The organism is Arthrobacter sp. 49Tsu3.1M3 (assembly GCF_900168135.1).
Taxonomy (GTDB): Bacteria; Actinomycetota; Actinomycetes; order Actinomycetales; family Micrococcaceae; genus Arthrobacter.
In genome coordinates this window covers 43,287-59,289 of record NZ_FUZD01000006.1, presented here as the reverse complement: position 1 = coordinate 59,289, position 16,003 = coordinate 43,287, and the positions used below count along the sequence as shown (strand labels likewise).

The window sequence follows — 16,003 nt, the reverse complement described above, 5'->3', positions numbered from 1 at the left end:
TCGGGCCCGGCTTCCGCCGTCCGGGCCCACTCCCCGGCCCGACCACTGGACATGTCCCCGGCGCCCTGCCCGGAACCACCCCATGCGCGGCACATGCCCAACCCCCGCGGCGACGACCCATGGACATAGTCCCCAAGTGCCCACTCCCCGGCCCGACCACTGGACATGCCCCCTTCGGAACCACCCCATGCGCGGCACATGCCCAGCCCCCGCAGCGACCCATGGACATGGCCCCCAAGTGCCCACTCCCCGGCCCGAACGCTGGACATGTCCCCTGGCGAAGCCCGCCGTTCTGTGTTCATGTGGTTTTTCATTGACAAACCAACAAGAACAAAGATAAAGTCAAACAATTCCACTTCATGTGACGGGAGTCACCGAAGCGGCCAGGGCGCATTTCCAGCCCAACGCACGGCAAGAACCAGGACAGACGCAGTACGCAATGGAGGGTAAGTGTTCGCCGAAGAACGCCAGCAGCTGATCGTGGGGCTCATCTACGCCAGCGGCCGGGCCAGCGTCACCGACCTGGCCGAGCGCTTCAGCATCACCACCGAAACCATCCGCCGGGACCTCGCCGCCCTGGAAGCCTCCGGAAGCGTCCGCCGCGTACACGGCGGCGCGGTCTCCCCGGACCGTTTCAGCACCACGGAAGAAAGCATCCTGGAGCGGACCGTCCAGCGGCAGCCTGAGAAGACCCGGATCGCCGAGGCCGCCCTGGCCCTCATTCCCCAGGGCCTCGCCGGCAGCATCCTGATCGACGCCGGCTCCACCACGGAGGCCCTCGCCGAACTCCTGTCCGCCCGTGCCGCCGGAGCCGCCGCGCAGGGCACCGTTCCGGCATCCGGGCCCGACGCCGAACTCGTCGTCATCACCCACTCCCTGCCCATCGCGTCCAGGCTGTCCGGTGGACCCGGGATCGCCCTGCACCTGCTCGGCGGCAAGGTCCGCGGCCTGACCCAGGCCGCTGTCGGCCAGTCCACGGTGGAAGCCGCCCGCCGGATCCGCCCGGACATCGCCTTCATCGGCACCAACGGCATCCATGCAGCCTTCGGGCTGAGCACACCCGATCCTGAAGAAGCCGCTGTCAAGGCTGCCTTCGTCCAATCAGCGCGCCGCATTGTGGTGCTGGCTGACTCGTCCAAGCTGGACGCGGAAACGCTGGTCCAGTTCGCCTCGTTGAAAGATCTGGACACCGTGATCACAGACACGCAACCCAGCCGGGAACTCGCCGACGCCCTTGCGGAAGCCGGAGTGGAGGTGGTGGTCGCGTGATTGTCACCCTCACCGCCAACCCCAGCCTGGACCGCACCGTGGCGCTGCCCGGCCCCCTCCTCCGCGGGGAAGTTCAGCGGGCCCTCTCCGTCCGCCAGGAATCCGGCGGCAAGGGAGTCAACGTCTCCCGCGCCCTCGTCGCGTCGGGGCTGAAGACAGTCGCCGTTCTCCCCGGCGCCGAGGCCGACCCCGTCCTCACCGGCCTGCGGGATACCGACGTTCCGTTCGCGGCCCTGCCGATCGGCGAGCCGCTGCGCAGCAACGTGGCCCTTACCGAACCCGGCGGCGTCACCACCAAGATCAATGAACCCGGACCGGCCCTCAGCGAGGAGCAGCAGGAGGCCCTGATCAGCCTGCTGCTGGACCACGCCCGCGGTGCCGCCTGGGTAGTCCTGGCCGGCTCGCTCCCACCCGGAGTCCCGGCCGACTTCTACGCAACCGTCACCCGGCGGCTTCGTTCCCTGTTCGACGGCGAGGCCGCACCACGGGTCGCCGTCGATTCGTCCGGCGAACCCCTCGCCGCAGCGGTCTCCGGCGATACCTCGGGAAAACCGGACCTCTTGAAACCCAATGCCGAGGAACTGGTGGAACTGGCTGCCGCAGCCGGTTTCGCCACGAACAAGTCTGCCGAGGAGCTCGAAGCGGACCCGGAGGCTGCAGCAGCAGCCGCCTCCGCCGTCGTGCGCTCCGGAGTGGGTGCCGTACTGGCCACCCTCGGCTCTAAGGGTGCCGTTCTTGTGACGGCCGACGGCGCGTGGCTGGCCACGCACCCGCCGGTCACCGCGGTCAGCACTGTCGGCGCCGGCGATTCCTCGCTGGCCGGATACCTGCTCGCATCCAGCCAGGGCGCCGCCCCGGTCGATTGCCTCCGTCAGGCGGTGGCCCATGGTGCCGCCGCCGCTTCGCTGCCTGGCTCCACTGTCCCGGCAGTCAACCAAACCACCCCTGATGCCGTAACCATCACGGCCCTCCGGAAGGATTGACAGTGACACAGCTCATTACCACCGAACTGGTCGAGCTCGACCAGAATCTGGGCAGCTCGCCCGAGGACGTGATCCGGCATCTGGCAGGCAGGGTTGCAGCCACCGGACGCGCTACCGAGGCCGAAGGGCTTTTCGCCGACGCCTTTGCCCGGGAATCCAAGACCGCCACGGGCGTCCCGGGCGGCATCGCGATCCCGCACTGCCGCTCGACGGCGGTCACCGAACCCACCCTGGCGATGGCGCGGCTGTCCCAGCCGGTCGACTTCGGCGCCAAGGACGGGCCCGCGGACATCATTTTCTTCATCGCCGCTCCCGAGGGCGCGGACCAGGACCACTTGAAGCTGCTTTCGAAGCTGGCGCGGTCGCTGATCAAGAAGGACTTCACGGCCAGCCTGCGCGCCGCGACCACCGAGGCGGAAATTGTCGACCTCGTCGACGCCGCCCTGGCGGACAAGCCTGCCGCCCACACCGCCGCCGAAGCGACCGGCGCCGCATCCGCGGCCGGCGCCTCAGCCGCGGCGGCCGCAACCGGTGAAGATGCCGGCGCGGCGAAGGCCAAGGGGCCCAAGCGCCTCGTCGCCGTCACCGCGTGCCCCACCGGCATTGCCCACACCTATATGGCCGCCGACTCGCTCGTCGCCGCGGCCAAGGAAGTCGGCGTGGACCTGCAGGTGGAAACCCAGGGATCCTCCGGCGCCAAGGCCCTCGACCCCGCCGTGATCGCCGCCGCCGATGCCGTGATCTTTGCAGTGGACGTGGACGTGCGCGGAAAGGAGCGCTTCGCCGGCATGCCGGTGATCAACGCCCCGGTCAAGCGCGGCATCGACGAACCAGACAAGATGGTCGCCGAGGCACTCGCCGCAGCGGACAACCCGCACGCCCACCGCGTGCCCCACTTCGGCGCCGAGGAGCAGGCTGAGATGGCCGCCGAGGAAAAGAGTGAGCACATTGGCACGAAGCTGAAGAAGGCCCTCCTGACCGGTGTCAGCTACATGATCCCGTTCGTGGCTGGCGGCGGTCTGCTGATCGCCCTCGGCTTCCTGCTGGGTGGCTACAACATCACCGCCTTCGCGGACAAGATCCTGGCGGAGAACAGCCTCACGAACTTGCCCACCGCGTACCCGGAGCTGGCCTGGGGCCCGCTGGGCGCCTACCTGGGGGCCGTGCTCTTCAAGATTGGCGCCCTGTCCCTCGGCTTCCTCGTGCCTGCACTGGCCGGCTACATTGCCTACGCCATCGCTGACCGGCCCGGCATCGCCCCCGGTTTCGTTGCCGGTGCCACCGCCGTCTTCATGGGTGCAGGCTTCATCGGCGGCATCGTTGGCGGCCTGATCGCCGGTTACGTGGCACATTCGATCAGCAAGCTCAAGGTGGCCCGCTGGCTGCGCGGCCTGATGCCGGTGGTGGTTATCCCGCTCGTGGCGTCGCTCGCGGCGTCGGGCCTGTTGTTCGTGTTCCTGGGCGCCTACATCGCCCGGGTCACTGTCGGACTCAACGAATTCCTGTCCGGCCTCACCGGCGCCAGCGCCATCGCCCTCGGTATCATCCTGGGCCTGATGATGTGCTTCGACCTCGGCGGTCCCGTCAACAAGGTTGCTTACTCCTTCGCAGTCGCCGGCCTGGGCACGGCCTCCATCACCAACCAGGCCCCGTGGCAGATCATGGCGGCTGTCATGGCCGCCGGCATGGTCCCGCCGCTGGCCATGGCACTGGCCGCGACCGTGCTGAACAAGAGGCTCTTCAGCCTTGCGGAACAGGAAAACGGCAAGGCCGCCTGGCTGCTGGGAGCCTCCTTCATCACTGAAGGCGCCATCCCCTTCGCGGCCGCGGACCCGCTCCGCGTCATCCCCGCCAGCATGCTCGGCGGCGCCGTAACGGGAGCCATCTCAATGGCGGCGGGCGTGGGCTCGAAGGCCCCCCACGGCGGAATCTTCGTCTTCTTCGCGATCGATTCGTTCCTGTGGTTCTGCATCGCCATTGCGGCCGGTACCGTTGTCGGCGCCTTCGCCGTGATTGGGCTCAAGCGCTGGGCAGTCAAGAAGCCGGTTGATACGGTGGAAACTGTTCCCGTAGCCGCCTGAACCAGGACGCTTTTTCCAAGCAAATACTCACAGCTGACCAACACCCAAGCTGACTTCAAGGAGCAGAAATGACCGAACGTAACGCCACCATTGCCAGCCGGGTCGGGCTGCATGCCCGTCCGGCCGCCATTTTCGCCGAGGCTGCAGGCGAGTTTGACAACCTCGAGATCACGATTGCCCGGCTGGGCGAACCCGAGGACGAGGCGATGGACGCCGCCAGCATCCTGTCGCTGATGAGCCTCGGCGCATCGCACGGCGAAGTTGTGGTGTTGCGTGCCGAAGGTGAGGGCGCCGACGCCGCCCTTGACCGCCTCGTGCAGATCCTCGAGACGGATCACGACGCCGAATAGCCTCATCTTCCGGCCCCGCACCGGAACACCGGCAGCTTCAGTTGGCCCGGCCGCCCCCGATCAGGGGCCGGCCGGGCCTTCGCGTTGCCGGGCCAGCCCTGTCGCCAGCGCTGTGGCTGCGCCGGCTCGAACTGGCTTGCACTGGCTGGATTGGCGGGGGCTGGCCGCGCGGGAAAAGGTGGCTTTGTCAGTGACCTTAGTAAATGCTTGTCACGGCCCCGCGGCGCGGCTAGTTTGGAATCCCCGGCGGCACCGGCCGCGGGTCGCTGCCTGGTTCCCGGCCGAAGGAGATGATCGCGCAGCCATGCCAACGAAGAAAGGCGAGCCCCAAGGCTCAGAGAGCCCCAGCATCAAGGACCCCGAGCTCTACGAGAAGTTGCTCGAGGACGGCGCCTCCAAGCAAAAAGCCGCCAGGATCTCCAATGCCGCCGCCAAGCGGGGCCGTTCCTCGGTAGGCCGCAAGGGCGGCAAGGCCGGCGACTACGAGGACTGGACCGTGCCGGAATTGAAGGCACGCGCCAAGGAGATCGGCCTCAAAGGCTACTCGGCCAAGAAGAAGAGCGAGCTCATCTCCGCCCTGCGGAACTCCTGATAACGTGCACGACGGCGCCAGCCGGCATCCGGGCTCAGGCACCCCTTCGCGCCGTTTTCGACGCCGTCGCTTTGGGCGCCGCTTCAGCCTTGGAAGCCGCCGCAGTCTTGGAACCAGTCCGGGGTGCCGTCGTCTTGGTGGCTGTGGATTTAGCGCCTGTGGATTTAGTGGCTGTGGACTTGGCTGCCGCCGTCTTGGCGGGGGTCCTCGGGGCGGTCTTGGCAGCAGAACCGGAGCCCCCGGCAGGAGTCTCCGCAGGCCCACCACCGCGCTTCTTCTCGATGCTGCGCTTGAGCGCTTCCATCAGGTCGATAACTTCGCCCTCGCCGGCCTCGGCGGGGGCGCCGAAGGTCTCCTCCGTGTCCAGCGACTCCCCCTTGTCCAGCTTCGCCTCAATCAGCTGGCGCAACTGCTCCTGGTAATCGTCCGTGAACTGGTCCGGCTCAAAGTCGGAGGCCATCGAGTCAACCAGGGCCGCGGACATCTCGCGTTCCTGCGCCGAGATCCGGATGGAGGTCTCGAGTGCGGGGAAGCTGGCCTCGCGGACCTCGTCGGCCCACAGCAGCGACTGCAGCACCAGGACCTCGTCGCGAATCCTCAGCGCGCCAAGCCGGGTCTTGTCCCGGAGCGCGAACTGCACAATTGCCACCCGGTCCGTGTCCTCGAGGGCGCGCCGCAGCAGCACATAGGCCTTGGGCGACTTGGAGTCGGGTTCAAGGTAGTAGCTCTTTTCAAACATCATCGGATCGAGCTGGTCGACCGGAACGAACTGGACCACTTCGATTTCGTGGCTGTTTTCCGCCGGGATGGACTTGAGCTCGTCGCGCGTCAGGACCACCGTGCGGCCGTCGTCCTCGTAGGCCTTGTCGATGTCCTCGTAGTCGATGATCTTGCTGCAGACCTCGCAACGGCGCTGGTAGCGGATCCGGCCGCCGTCGGCGTTGTGGACCTGGTGGAGGCTGATGTCGTGGTCCTCGGTGGCGCTGTAGACCTTGACCGGCACATTGACCAGCCCGAACGCTATTGCGCCTTTCCAGATGGCTCTCATGGATCAAGTGAACATCACAGTTGCGCGGAGGTGAAGGGTTTTGCCCAACGGTAAGGAACGCGTCCGCGTGGACGGACGCGAACTGGTGCTCACCAACCTGGAAAAAATCATGTACCCGGAGACGGGCACCACCAAGGCCGACGTCCTGGCCTATTACGCCGCCGTCGCGCCGGTGCTGATCCCCGCCGCCCGCAACCGGCCGGCCACCCGCAAGCGCTGGGTCCACGGCGTCGGGACCCCAGATGCCCCGGGAGAGATGTTCTTCCAGAAGAACCTGGACCATTCAACGCCCGGCTGGGTGCCCCGTGCCGCCATCACGCACAAGGACCGGACCATCCAATACCCCCTGGTCAATGATCCCGCCACGCTCACCTGGCTGGCCCAGATCGCCGCCCTGGAGATCCACGTCCCGCAGTGGCGGGTTGACTCCCACGGCAACGCGATGCCGCCCGACCGGCTGGTGCTGGACCTGGACCCCGGCGAGGGCGCGGGACTGGCGGAGTGCGTGGAGGTGGCCAGTCTGGCCCGCACGATCCTGCAGGACGTCGGTCTCGACCCCGTACCGGTGACGAGCGGCAGCAAGGGCATCCACCTCTACGCGGCCCTGGACGGGTCCCAGAGCTCGGACCAGATTTCCGACTTCGCCCGCGAACTGGCCCGCTCGCTCGAAGCAGACCACCCGGATCTCGCCGTCAGCGACATGAAGAAGACCCTGCGCACGGGCAAGGTGCTGGTGGACTGGAGCCAGAACAACGCCGCCAAGACCACGATCGTGCCGTACTCGCTGCGCGGCCGGCTCCGGCCGACGGTGGCCGCCCCGCGCACATGGCGGGAACTCAGCTCCGCGTCGCTGCACCAGCTGGACTTCCAGGAGGTGATGAAACGCGTCGCAGCCGGCAAGGATCCGTTCGCCCCGGTTTCCGGCGGCCGGCACGGCGCCGGAGCCCCGACAGCACACGCGCCGGACCACCCGGCGGACCACCAGCCCAGCGGACGGGCCGAAATCTCTCCCGAGCAGGCTGGCGACGGCGGCGACACCGATCCGCGGCTGGAAAAGTACCGCACCAAACGGGACAGGGCGGCCACTCCCGAGCCCTTCACCGCGGACCGGCACAACGCCGCGGACGACGGCGGGACACTCCGGGAGAAGTTCGTCATCCAGGAGCACCACGCCAGCCGGCTCCACTACGACTTCCGGCTGGAACGCGACGGCGTGCTGGTGTCCTGGGCACTGCCCAAGGGCGTCCCGACCAGCAAAACCAAGAACCACCTCGCGGTCCAGACCGAGGACCACCCGCTGGACTACGCCGACTTCGAAGGCGACATCCCCAAGGGCCAGTACGGGGCCGGGACGGTCAGCATCTGGGACCACGGACACTACGAATGCGAAAAATGGATCGCGGGCAAGGAGGTCATTGCCACACTGACCGGCGCGGAGGGCGGCGGCCTCGGCGGACCGCGCAGGTTTGCCCTGATCCACACCGGCCGGGCCGATGACCAGTGGCTGATCCACCTGATGGACCCGGCGGGACTGCAAGGCCGTCCCGGCCCGCGGCGCCCGGCCGGCACAGCGGATAATACAGCGGACAACACGGAGAAAGCTGCCGACGAAGCAGCGGACGACGGCGGCGAGGACGGCTCAGCGGACGGCCGCGGCCACCGCGCGGACGGCGCGGAAACCGGCACGGCCGCCGGCCCCGGACGTGCCCCCGACGCCTCCGGGTTCAGCCCGATGCTGGCCACATCCGGGACCTTGGCGGACCTTCCGGACCTGGACTGGCAGATCGAGCTCAAGTGGGACGGGGTGCGGGCCCTGGTGATCGGCGACGCAAAGGCGGTCCGGCTCATCAGCCGCAACGGCATCGACATGTCAGCGAGTTATCCCGAACTGACGGACCGGTCCTGCTGGCCGGAGCAGGGCTTCGTCGCCGACGGCGAGATCATCGCCGTCGGCCGCTCCGGCCGGCCCGACTTCGGGCTGCTGCAGGGCCGCATGAAACTGAGCAGGGCCGCCGACGTCGCCCGGGCGCAGGAGTCGACGCCCGTGCGGCTGATGCTGTTCGATCTGCTCTTCGACGCCGGCGAGGACCTGCGTCGCCAGCCGCTGAGTGAGCGGCGCCGCCGGCTGGAGCGGTTCTTCCGCCCTTCCGCCGCCCCTGTCGAGCTTTCCGGCGTGATCGACGGCGACGTCGCGCACATCCTGGAAAGCGCCGCCGAGCTCGGGCTCGAGGGGGTCATGGCCAAGCGCACGGACGGGCGCTACGTCGGCCAGCGCAGCCGGTCCTGGCTCAAGCTCAAGGTTGAACGGACCCAGGAAGTGGTGGTGGGCGGCTGGCGGCCCGGGAAAGGGGGGCGCCGGGAATCCGTGGGCTCGCTGCTGCTGGGGATTCCGGACGGCTCGAAACTACGCTATGTGGGCCGGGTGGGCAGCGGCTTCAGCGACCGGGAACTCAAGGAACTCAGGCAACAACTCGACGCCCTGCCACGGAAGACCTCCCCGTTCCTGGAGGTGCCGGACGCTGACGCAGCAGACGCCAACTGGGTGAGCGCAAAACTCGTCGGCGAGGTCACCTTCGGGGAATGGACCGGCAGCGGGAAGCTCCGGCACCCGGTGTGGCGCGGCTGGCGCCTGGATAAGGCGCCAGCCGACGTCGTGGCCGACCCTGCCGCGGGCCCCTAGCCGTGTGGGGCCAGCGGTGATGGGGCTAGTCGTGGTGGGGCAGCTGCGGACGGCTTTGCCGGTGCATGGCGCCGGCGGTCACCTGCTGGCCCTGCCGCCCGCGGGCGGTGTCGCGGTCCTTGGGGTGCCGCTGCTTGCCGCTGCCGTCCGGCCATTGCTGCCCTTGGCCTTGCCCGGGGGGCGCGTGGTGCAGGGCCTCGGGTCCGGGGGCTTCATCCATGGACTGCGCCAGATGGCTCGCGACCTCGGGCTCGATTCCTTCTCCGAACTGATGATCCGCCATTGATCTTCCTTTCCGCTGTAATTAACCGCTGTGAAATGAAGTGTCCATCAATCGTAGGACTGCCCCGGGGAGATGTCTGTAGCGCCCGCAGGAGGACTTTCCGTCGGCCGGAATCCCGCCTGGTACCCCCACAATCGAGGGCTGGCGCGGAAAATTTTGGGCGCGGCGCCGCGGGGATGGCCGGTTCCCAGTATCCGCGCGGCGAAAGCGGGCAAAAGAAAATGGTGAATTGCCCCCAATTTGCACCCGAAATGGGCGATCATACGGCACACAACTCGGAAACTCCAGAGAGTTCCCGTAAAATTGAAAGCCTGCCCAGAGCGGGGCAGCTACAAGTCGCAAGCAAATGATCTCCCTAGGAGCTTCCCAAATGCCCACAGACCGAAGCACGACCGACTCTTCAGCGGGCGTCATCGACGCCAGCAGAACCAACCAAGGCGCACCCAAGGGTGTGAAGAAACCGAAGCTACGTCGCCGTCGACTCCGCGAGTCCGACGTCAACGTTGTCGACCAGCCGATGCTCAAGAAGGCACTCGGCGGCACCATCGTGGGTAACACCATGGAGTGGTACGACGTCGGCGTGTTCGGCTACCTGATCACCACCATGGGACCGGTGTTCCTGCCGGAGGCGGACAAGTCCGTCCAGACCTTGTTCCTGCTCGGAACCTTCGCCGCCACCTTCATCGCCCGCCCCCTCGGCGGAGTCGTATTCGGCTGGCTTGGCGACAAGATCGGCCGCCAGAAGGTCCTCGCCGCGACCCTGATGATCATGGCCGCCAGCACCTTCGCCGTCGGTCTCCTGCCCGGCTACGCACAGATCGGCATCTGGGCTGCGGTCCTGCTGGTCCTGTTCAAAGTTATCCAGGGCTTCTCCACCGGCGGTGAATACGCCGGCGCCACGACCTTTGTGAGCGAGTACGCCCCTGACAAGCGCCGCGGATTCTTCGCCAGCTTCCTGGACATGGGCAGCTACCTCGGTTTCGCCCTTGGCGCGGCCCTCGTTTCGGTGCTGCAGCTGACCCTCGGCCAGGACACCATGGAGCAGTGGGGCTGGCGCATCCCGTTCCTCGTCGCCGGCCCGCTCGGCCTGATCGCCGTGTACTTCCGGAGCAAGATCGAGGAATCCCCGCAGTTCCAGGCAACCCTGGATGCCCAGGAGAACCTCGCCAAGGACGCAACCGCCTCCGACGCCGCAGCCTCCAAGGGCCCGGTGGGCATCGTGAAGGCGTACTGGCGCTCCCTCATCGTCGCTATGGTCCTGGTCGCGGCGGCAAACACCGCCGGCTACGCGCTGACCTCCTACATGCCGACGTACCTGACGGAGTCCAAGGGCTACGACGAGCTGCACGGCACGCTGCTGACCATCCCCGTGCTGGTCATCATGAGCCTCTGCATCCCGCTGACCGGCAAGCTTTCTGACCGGATCGGCCGCCGCCCGGTGCTGTGGATCGGCGCCATCAGCACCGTCGTCCTCGCCACCCCGGCCTTCCTGCTGATCGGCATCGGTGAAATCTGGTCCACGCTGGCCGGCCTTTCCCTGATTGCCTTCCCCGTGACGTTCTACGTGGCCAACCTTGCGTCCGCCCTGCCGGCCCAGTTCCCGACGGCCAGCCGCTACGGCGCCATGGGCATCGCGTACAACTTCTCGGTGGCCATCTTCGGCGGGACCACGCCGTTCATCGTTGCCGCCCTGATCAGCGCAACCGGCAACGACATGATGCCGGCCTACTACCTGATGGCCACCTCGGCGATCGGCGCAGTAGCGATCTACTTCCTCAAGGAGTCCGCCCAGATGCCGCTGCCCGGCTCCATGCCGAGCGTGGACACCCAGGCTGAGGCCCGCGAGCTGGTCGCGACGCAGGACGAGAACCCGCTGATCGACCTCGAGCACATGGACATGCCCATGGTCGCACCGGCCGTCGATTCCACCGCAGGGCGCGGGGAAGCCGAGAAAGTCCCGGCCCCAGCCTGAGCCTGCCAGTCCCACCGGACCGGCAGCAGTAGTCCAGGCTACGTAGCTGACAGCCCCGCCCTTTGAGGCCTGTTCCGGATGCTTACCCGTTGGGGGACGCATCCGGGCAGGCCTTAGGCGTGTCCGAACCACTATCAGCACCCGCGCCCCGGAAAACCCGGGAACCGGGGAGCCACTGAAACCACAGGAACCGGAGAGGCAGTTGTGATGTCCCTGCTGCACCACATCCGTTCGCTGCACAGCCTGGCCCCGGCCAACAGGGACCACGTGTCGGCCTGGCGGGTGGCGATCAGCGTGGCCGTTCCGTCCCTGGCGCTTCTGGCGGCCGGTCGCCCCGAACTGGCCGGCTACGCCGTTTTCGGCGCGCTGACCGGCATGTACGGCCGCACCGAGCCTCACCAGCTCCGGCTCCGCCATCAAGGCCAGGCCGCTGTCCTTCTGGTTGCCGGCGTAGGAGCCGGCGTCTTCCTCTCGGCCCACCACATTCATTCGTGGGCCCTGGTGATCGTTGAGGCCGCGTTCGCCGGCGTGGGCTCGCTGTTCACGGACAAGACGGCCCTGAAACCCGCCGGCCCCTTCTTCGGGATCCTGGCCCTGGGCGCGTGCGCCTCCGTTCCGGCCGCCGTCCCTTGGCACACGGGCGTTCTCATCGCCGCGGCCTCGGCCGCGTTCTCCATCGTGGTCGGCTTTGGCGGCTGGTTTGTCGGCCGCACCTGGCAGCGCGGGAGGCGGCGGGACGTCACAGTACTGCGCGGGGCGGGGCGCCGGGCGGCGTGGCTGCACGCCGCCCGCTACGTCACCGCCGTCGGCGGCGCCGGGACCCTGGGGGTCCTCAGTGGCAGCGGCCACCCGCACTGGGCCATGGCCGCGGCCGCAGTGCCGCTTGCCGGGGCGGACCTGCCCAGCAGCGTTTACCGCGGCATCCACCGCATTGTCGGTACACTGGGCGGCCTCGTCGTGGTCGCGGCGGTCCTGTTCCCCTGGCCGGGGTCACCGCTGCTGGCCTTCCCCGGACAACAGGCCGCCGTCCTGGTCTGCCTGGTGATCGTGTTGCAGTTCAGCACCGAGCTGTTCATGACCCGGCACTACGGCCTCGCCATGGTCTCCTTCACCCCGGTGATCCTGCTGGTCGGACAGCTTGCCGCGCCGGCCGATCCCGCCGTGCTGGTGACCGAACGGGCCGTCGAGACACTGGTGGGCGCCGCCGTCGGGATCGCCGTCGTCGTGCTGATCCGCCGACGGCGCCTCGCCGTCCGCTGATGTACCCGGCGGCTACTTGGCGCGCCGCGCCGGCCCGGCGACGAGCTTTGAGGGCAGCACCCGAGCGACCGAGGTCAGGACTTTGTAGCGCTTGGTGGGGATCGAGACGGCCCTGCCCTTGGCGTTGTCCGCCAGTCCCTCGCTGACCACTTGCCGGGCCTCAAGCCACATCCAGCGCGGCGTCGCCGTCTTGTCCATCCCCATCCGGTCGTGGAACTCGGTGTGGGTGAAGCCGGGGCACACGGCGGTGACCTTCACCCCGCGCGCCGCATAGGCCATGTTGGCCGAGCGCGAGAAACTCAGCAGCCAGGCCTTCGCTGCGGAGTACGTGCCGCGGGGCAGGAAGGCCGCCACGCTGGCGACGTTGATGATCCTGCCGGACTGGCGCCCGAGCATGCCTTGCAGGGCGGCATGGCTGAGCTCCATGGCGGTTTCGACATGGAGCTTCAGGTGTTTCTTCTCCTCGGCAATGTCGTTGTCCTCGAAGGGCCGCAGCAGGCCGATTCCCGCGTTGTTGACCAGGATCTCCACCGGCCGCGCGGGGTCGCTGAGGCGCGCGACGACGGCGGCGATCCCGGCGTCGTCGGTCAGGTCCGCGGCGATCGTCTCCGCCGCGGTCCCGTAGCTGTTCTCCAGCTCCGCCGCGGTGGCCGCGAGGCGGCCGGCGTCGCGGGCCACGAGCACCACGCGGTGGCCCTGCTCGGCGAGCTGGCGGGCGAATTCGGCGCCAAGGCCTGCCGTCGCGCCCGTGACCAGGGCGGTGCTGCCGGATGTAGGGGCTGTTTGAGGGTTCATAGCGACAGCCTAGTCCCGTCCCGGCTCAGGCCAGGGCCGTGTCCTGCGCCAGTTCGTCCCCGGCCGGGTCACCGTCATCGAGCAGGTGGCGGTTCTGAAGCTCTTCAGCCGCAAGCTCGTACCAGGTATGCGCGCCGAAAGACGGGCTGCTGGTATCGAGGTGGCGGTAGAGAGCGTCCGCGAGCCGGCACAGCGCCGTGTCGGACAGCGCCCGGACCGTGGCCACAGGATCCAGTGTTCCCTCGAAGTACTCCGAAAGCGCCAGGCCGTCGATGGAGCCAAGGTCGTTGGTGCCGCCGTATTCCACGGCCAGCGTGCTGTTGGCCTCCCCCGGCCCGGCATCGGATCCGGAGCCCGGCCCGACGTCGAGCAGTCCGGCGGCCTCGCTGTCTCCGTTCCCGGCGACAGCGACGGGGGCCTGGCGGTAGTCGGTGTCGAGCCCGGCGAGGACTTCGGCCTCGGCGCCGACGTGCACGAGGCAGATGGGCAGCACGGCCGGTTCGTCGAGGGTGAAACGAAGCGGCACGGCCTCTGCGGAGTCCCCGGCGTCGGTAGCGGGCAGGTGTCCGGCATCAGCGAGACGCCGGAGGTCCAGCAGGACTTCCGGGTCCAGGTGGGAGGCGCCGTGAAGGTCGATGACCACGGCGGCGCCCGGTTCGAGGCGGCAGGCGCGGCGCACGATGTGCAGGAGGGCTGCTGAATCAGATTGGGTAACGCAGCCGGTAATTTCGAGGGTGACCTGTGCGGGATCGACGTCCACCCGGACAAGCACACGCAGTTTATGGTTCATGGGGTACTCCAAAGTCACCTGTCCAAGAGCCAACTGCATAACTCTGGTCAAACTTTACGAGGTTGGTCCGCTGCCCACAAGCGGGCAGGCCGATGACGCCGTTCCGGCCCCCGGGCCAGGCGCTCAGGCTCCCTCGGGGACCCGCTCCGGCCAGTCCACATACTGGTGGTACGACTCGTGTTTGCGCAGGTAGCGGTACATGAACGGGCAATTCGGGATGATCCGCTTGCCGGAGGCAACCACGTCATCGAGGGCGAAGTGCGCCAGCACTTTGGCGAGCCCTTGGCCCTGGAACTGCTCCGCGGTATCCGTGTGGATGAAGTCGATATGGCCCGGCCTGTCGATGAAGCGCACCTGGACGGCCAGTTTGTCGCCGACACGGAGTTCGTAACGGTGCAGCTCGTCGTTCCGGGTGGTGGAGACGTCCGGGGTGAAGGTGTCTTCCGTGGTTGCCGAGTTCTCCGTCATGGTTCGACATTGGCACTTAATGGCGGGCGTGGCAATGGCGGTTCCGATCCGTCCTGCCGGCCAGGTGGCGTCGTGAGCCGAACCGGAATCCGGCCCAGGAGCACGACGGCGAGCGCGAAGCAGGCGGCGCCCCCGCCGAGGAGCCCGGGGGTGAGCCCGGTGAGCGCGGCGTTGACTGCCGGGACAAAAACGGCGACGGCGGCGAGCAGCACGGCGGCTGCCGGCCGGCTCGGCGACGGGCCGGCCGCCGTCGGCCGCTCCTCCAGCCTGCCAAACAATGCCACCACCGGCAGCAGCAGTGCGATGACGCCCAACAGCACCAGGGGCCGCCCCCACCACCAGGCCGCACTCCCTCCGGCGGGCTGCGGGAAATCCGTCAGCAGCAGCACACCGGACATCGCCGCCAGCAGGGGCAGATGCCACAGATAAACAGTCATGGACCGCCGGCCGGCCAGGCCCATCATCCGGCGCACCCCGGCCACGGACGCGATCCGGGACAGCCCCGGCCGGAAGAGCTGAAGGGCGGCGGCCTGCGAGATGCCCAGGAGCAGCAGCGTCACATTGGGCGGATTGAGGTTCACCAGCATGTTCCCGGAATACAGCCCCAGCAGGACTATCACCCCCAGCAGCATGTTGCTGGCAACCATGATGCCCAGGTGCGCCGGCCGGCCCGGCAGCAGCCGGGGGCCATCTGCCACGATGAATCCGAGCTGCTGCACGGCGCACCACAGGAACAGCATGTTCAGGTATGCCAACAGCGGCAGCACTCCCCGCAGGCAATCGACGGTCACTACCAGGGCGGTGAGGCCGGCGAAGGTCAGCCATGGCGCGCGGGCGTGGAGGGCCGCCAGCCAGGGAAGATTGAGTTGCGCGGCGAGGTACGCGGCCAGGAACCACAGCGGCATGCCGGCTCCGCTGGTGAGCAGCTCGATGACCTGAGGGTCAACCCCTGCGAGGCGGGCCGCCGACAGGCCAACGAACATGACCGCCAGCAGGACCGCGGCCGGACGGATCAGGCGCAGCAGCCGGCCCTGCATGAAATCGAAGGCGTTGCCGCCCCTGGCCCGGAGCCGGCGCCAGGACTGCAGCCCGGTGATGCCTCCGGCCACAAAGAACAGCGGCATGATCTGGAAGACCCACACCACCGGTTCAAACCAGTGCTGATCGCCCAGGGTGTTCTCGGACGTCACGGTGCCGTCCGGGTGCAGCACGGGACTGACCATCATGGTGTGCGCTACCACCACCAGTGCCAGGCAAAAGAACCGGACAAGGTCGATCACCGGGTCTCGGTCCGGCATCGGCGCCGGGCCGCCGGCTGGCCGCTGCTGCGCAAGCATGGCACCCCTCGGGAAGGCAGGCTGTGTTGCCATCATTGTCGTGCGAGGGGCGCCTGACTGCCAGAGCAGAATGGCCCGGATGCGCGCCGGCTGCA

General features: G+C 68.0%; 14 protein-coding genes. 8 read left to right on the top strand and 6 right to left on the bottom strand.

The genetic code is table 11. From position 1 onward, the window contains the following. Positions 1-450: 450 nt before the first annotated feature. The 5 genes from B5X90_RS09210 to B5X90_RS09190 all read left to right on the top strand — a co-directional run bounded on the left by B5X90_RS09210 (position 451) and on the right by B5X90_RS09190 (position 5,275). The gene (locus tag B5X90_RS09210; protein WP_079552208.1) at positions 451-1,269 is read left to right on the top strand and encodes a DeoR/GlpR family DNA-binding transcription regulator; all 819 of its coding nucleotides are present in this window, start codon (positions 451-453) and stop codon (positions 1,267-1,269) included. Next, positions 1,266-2,252 carry a 1-phosphofructokinase family hexose kinase gene (locus tag B5X90_RS09205; RefSeq protein ID WP_079552206.1) on the top strand — a complete coding sequence of 329 codons (987 nt, stop codon included), beginning with the start codon at positions 1,266-1,268 and terminating at the stop codon, positions 2,250-2,252. Before B5X90_RS09210 ends, B5X90_RS09205 begins: the two co-directional genes overlap by 4 nt. Before the next feature lie 2 nt (positions 2,253-2,254). Continuing rightward, positions 2,255-4,333 (top strand): PTS fructose transporter subunit IIABC, encoded by a 2,079-nt coding sequence (locus B5X90_RS09200; protein WP_079552204.1) that lies wholly within the window; start codon positions 2,255-2,257, stop codon positions 4,331-4,333. A gap of 68 nt (positions 4,334-4,401) precedes the next feature. Further along, positions 4,402-4,683: an HPr family phosphocarrier protein gene (locus tag B5X90_RS09195; RefSeq protein WP_018774864.1), complete on the top strand. Its 282-nt coding sequence runs from the start codon at positions 4,402-4,404 to the stop codon at positions 4,681-4,683. A gap of 304 nt (positions 4,684-4,987) precedes the next feature. Continuing rightward, entirely contained in the window at positions 4,988-5,275 is a 288-nt protein-coding gene (locus B5X90_RS09190) for a DUF7218 family protein (RefSeq protein WP_079552202.1), read from the top strand. A gap of 34 nt (positions 5,276-5,309) precedes the next feature. Here B5X90_RS09190 and B5X90_RS09185 read toward each other — a convergent pair whose 3' ends face one another. Then, positions 5,310-6,323: a non-homologous end joining protein Ku gene (locus B5X90_RS09185; RefSeq protein ID WP_079552200.1), complete on the bottom strand. Its 1,014-nt coding sequence runs from the start codon at positions 6,321-6,323 to the stop codon at positions 5,310-5,312. A 109-nt stretch (positions 6,324-6,432) separates the two neighbouring features. Between B5X90_RS09185 and B5X90_RS09180 the strand changes: the two genes are divergently transcribed. Continuing rightward, positions 6,433-9,003, top strand: a complete 2,571-nt coding sequence (locus B5X90_RS09180) for an ATP-dependent DNA ligase (RefSeq protein ID WP_372702883.1) — start codon at positions 6,433-6,435, stop codon at positions 9,001-9,003. 25 nt (positions 9,004-9,028) lie between these two features. Here the strand turns inward: B5X90_RS09180 and B5X90_RS09175 are convergent, their stop codons facing one another. Then, positions 9,029-9,286 (bottom strand): hypothetical protein, encoded by a 258-nt coding sequence (locus B5X90_RS09175; RefSeq protein ID WP_079552196.1) that lies wholly within the window; start codon positions 9,284-9,286, stop codon positions 9,029-9,031. A 370-nt stretch (positions 9,287-9,656) separates the two neighbouring features. On the opposite strand from B5X90_RS09175, the gene B5X90_RS09170 reads away from it, so the two are divergent. Together B5X90_RS09170 and B5X90_RS09165 are read left to right on the top strand one after the other, a co-directional pair. Beyond that, the gene (locus B5X90_RS09170) at positions 9,657-11,258 is read left to right on the top strand and encodes an MFS transporter (RefSeq protein ID WP_079552194.1); all 1,602 of its coding nucleotides are present in this window, start codon (positions 9,657-9,659) and stop codon (positions 11,256-11,258) included. A gap of 207 nt (positions 11,259-11,465) precedes the next feature. Continuing rightward, positions 11,466-12,518, top strand: a complete 1,053-nt coding sequence (locus tag B5X90_RS09165) for an FUSC family protein (protein ID WP_079552191.1) — start codon at positions 11,466-11,468, stop codon at positions 12,516-12,518. A 12-nt stretch (positions 12,519-12,530) separates the two neighbouring features. On the opposite strand, the gene B5X90_RS09160 is transcribed toward B5X90_RS09165, so the two are convergent. From B5X90_RS09160 to B5X90_RS09145, 4 genes are all read right to left on the bottom strand, one after another. Then, positions 12,531-13,313 carry an SDR family NAD(P)-dependent oxidoreductase gene (locus tag B5X90_RS09160; RefSeq protein WP_079552189.1) on the bottom strand — a complete coding sequence of 261 codons (783 nt, stop codon included), beginning with the start codon at positions 13,311-13,313 and terminating at the stop codon, positions 12,531-12,533. A gap of 25 nt (positions 13,314-13,338) precedes the next feature. Beyond that, positions 13,339-14,103, bottom strand: a complete 765-nt coding sequence (locus B5X90_RS09155; protein WP_079552187.1) for a hypothetical protein — start codon at positions 14,101-14,103, stop codon at positions 13,339-13,341. A gap of 123 nt (positions 14,104-14,226) precedes the next feature. Further along, positions 14,227-14,571 carry a GNAT family N-acetyltransferase gene (locus tag B5X90_RS09150; RefSeq protein WP_028276599.1) on the bottom strand — a complete coding sequence of 115 codons (345 nt, stop codon included), beginning with the start codon at positions 14,569-14,571 and terminating at the stop codon, positions 14,227-14,229. Further along, on the bottom strand, positions 14,568-15,908 hold the full coding sequence (locus B5X90_RS09145; RefSeq protein WP_079552184.1) for an acyltransferase family protein: 1,341 nt from the start codon (positions 15,906-15,908) through the stop codon (positions 14,568-14,570). The genes B5X90_RS09150 and B5X90_RS09145 overlap by 4 nt, the downstream gene beginning before the upstream one ends. Positions 15,909-16,003: the final 95 nt, after the last annotated feature.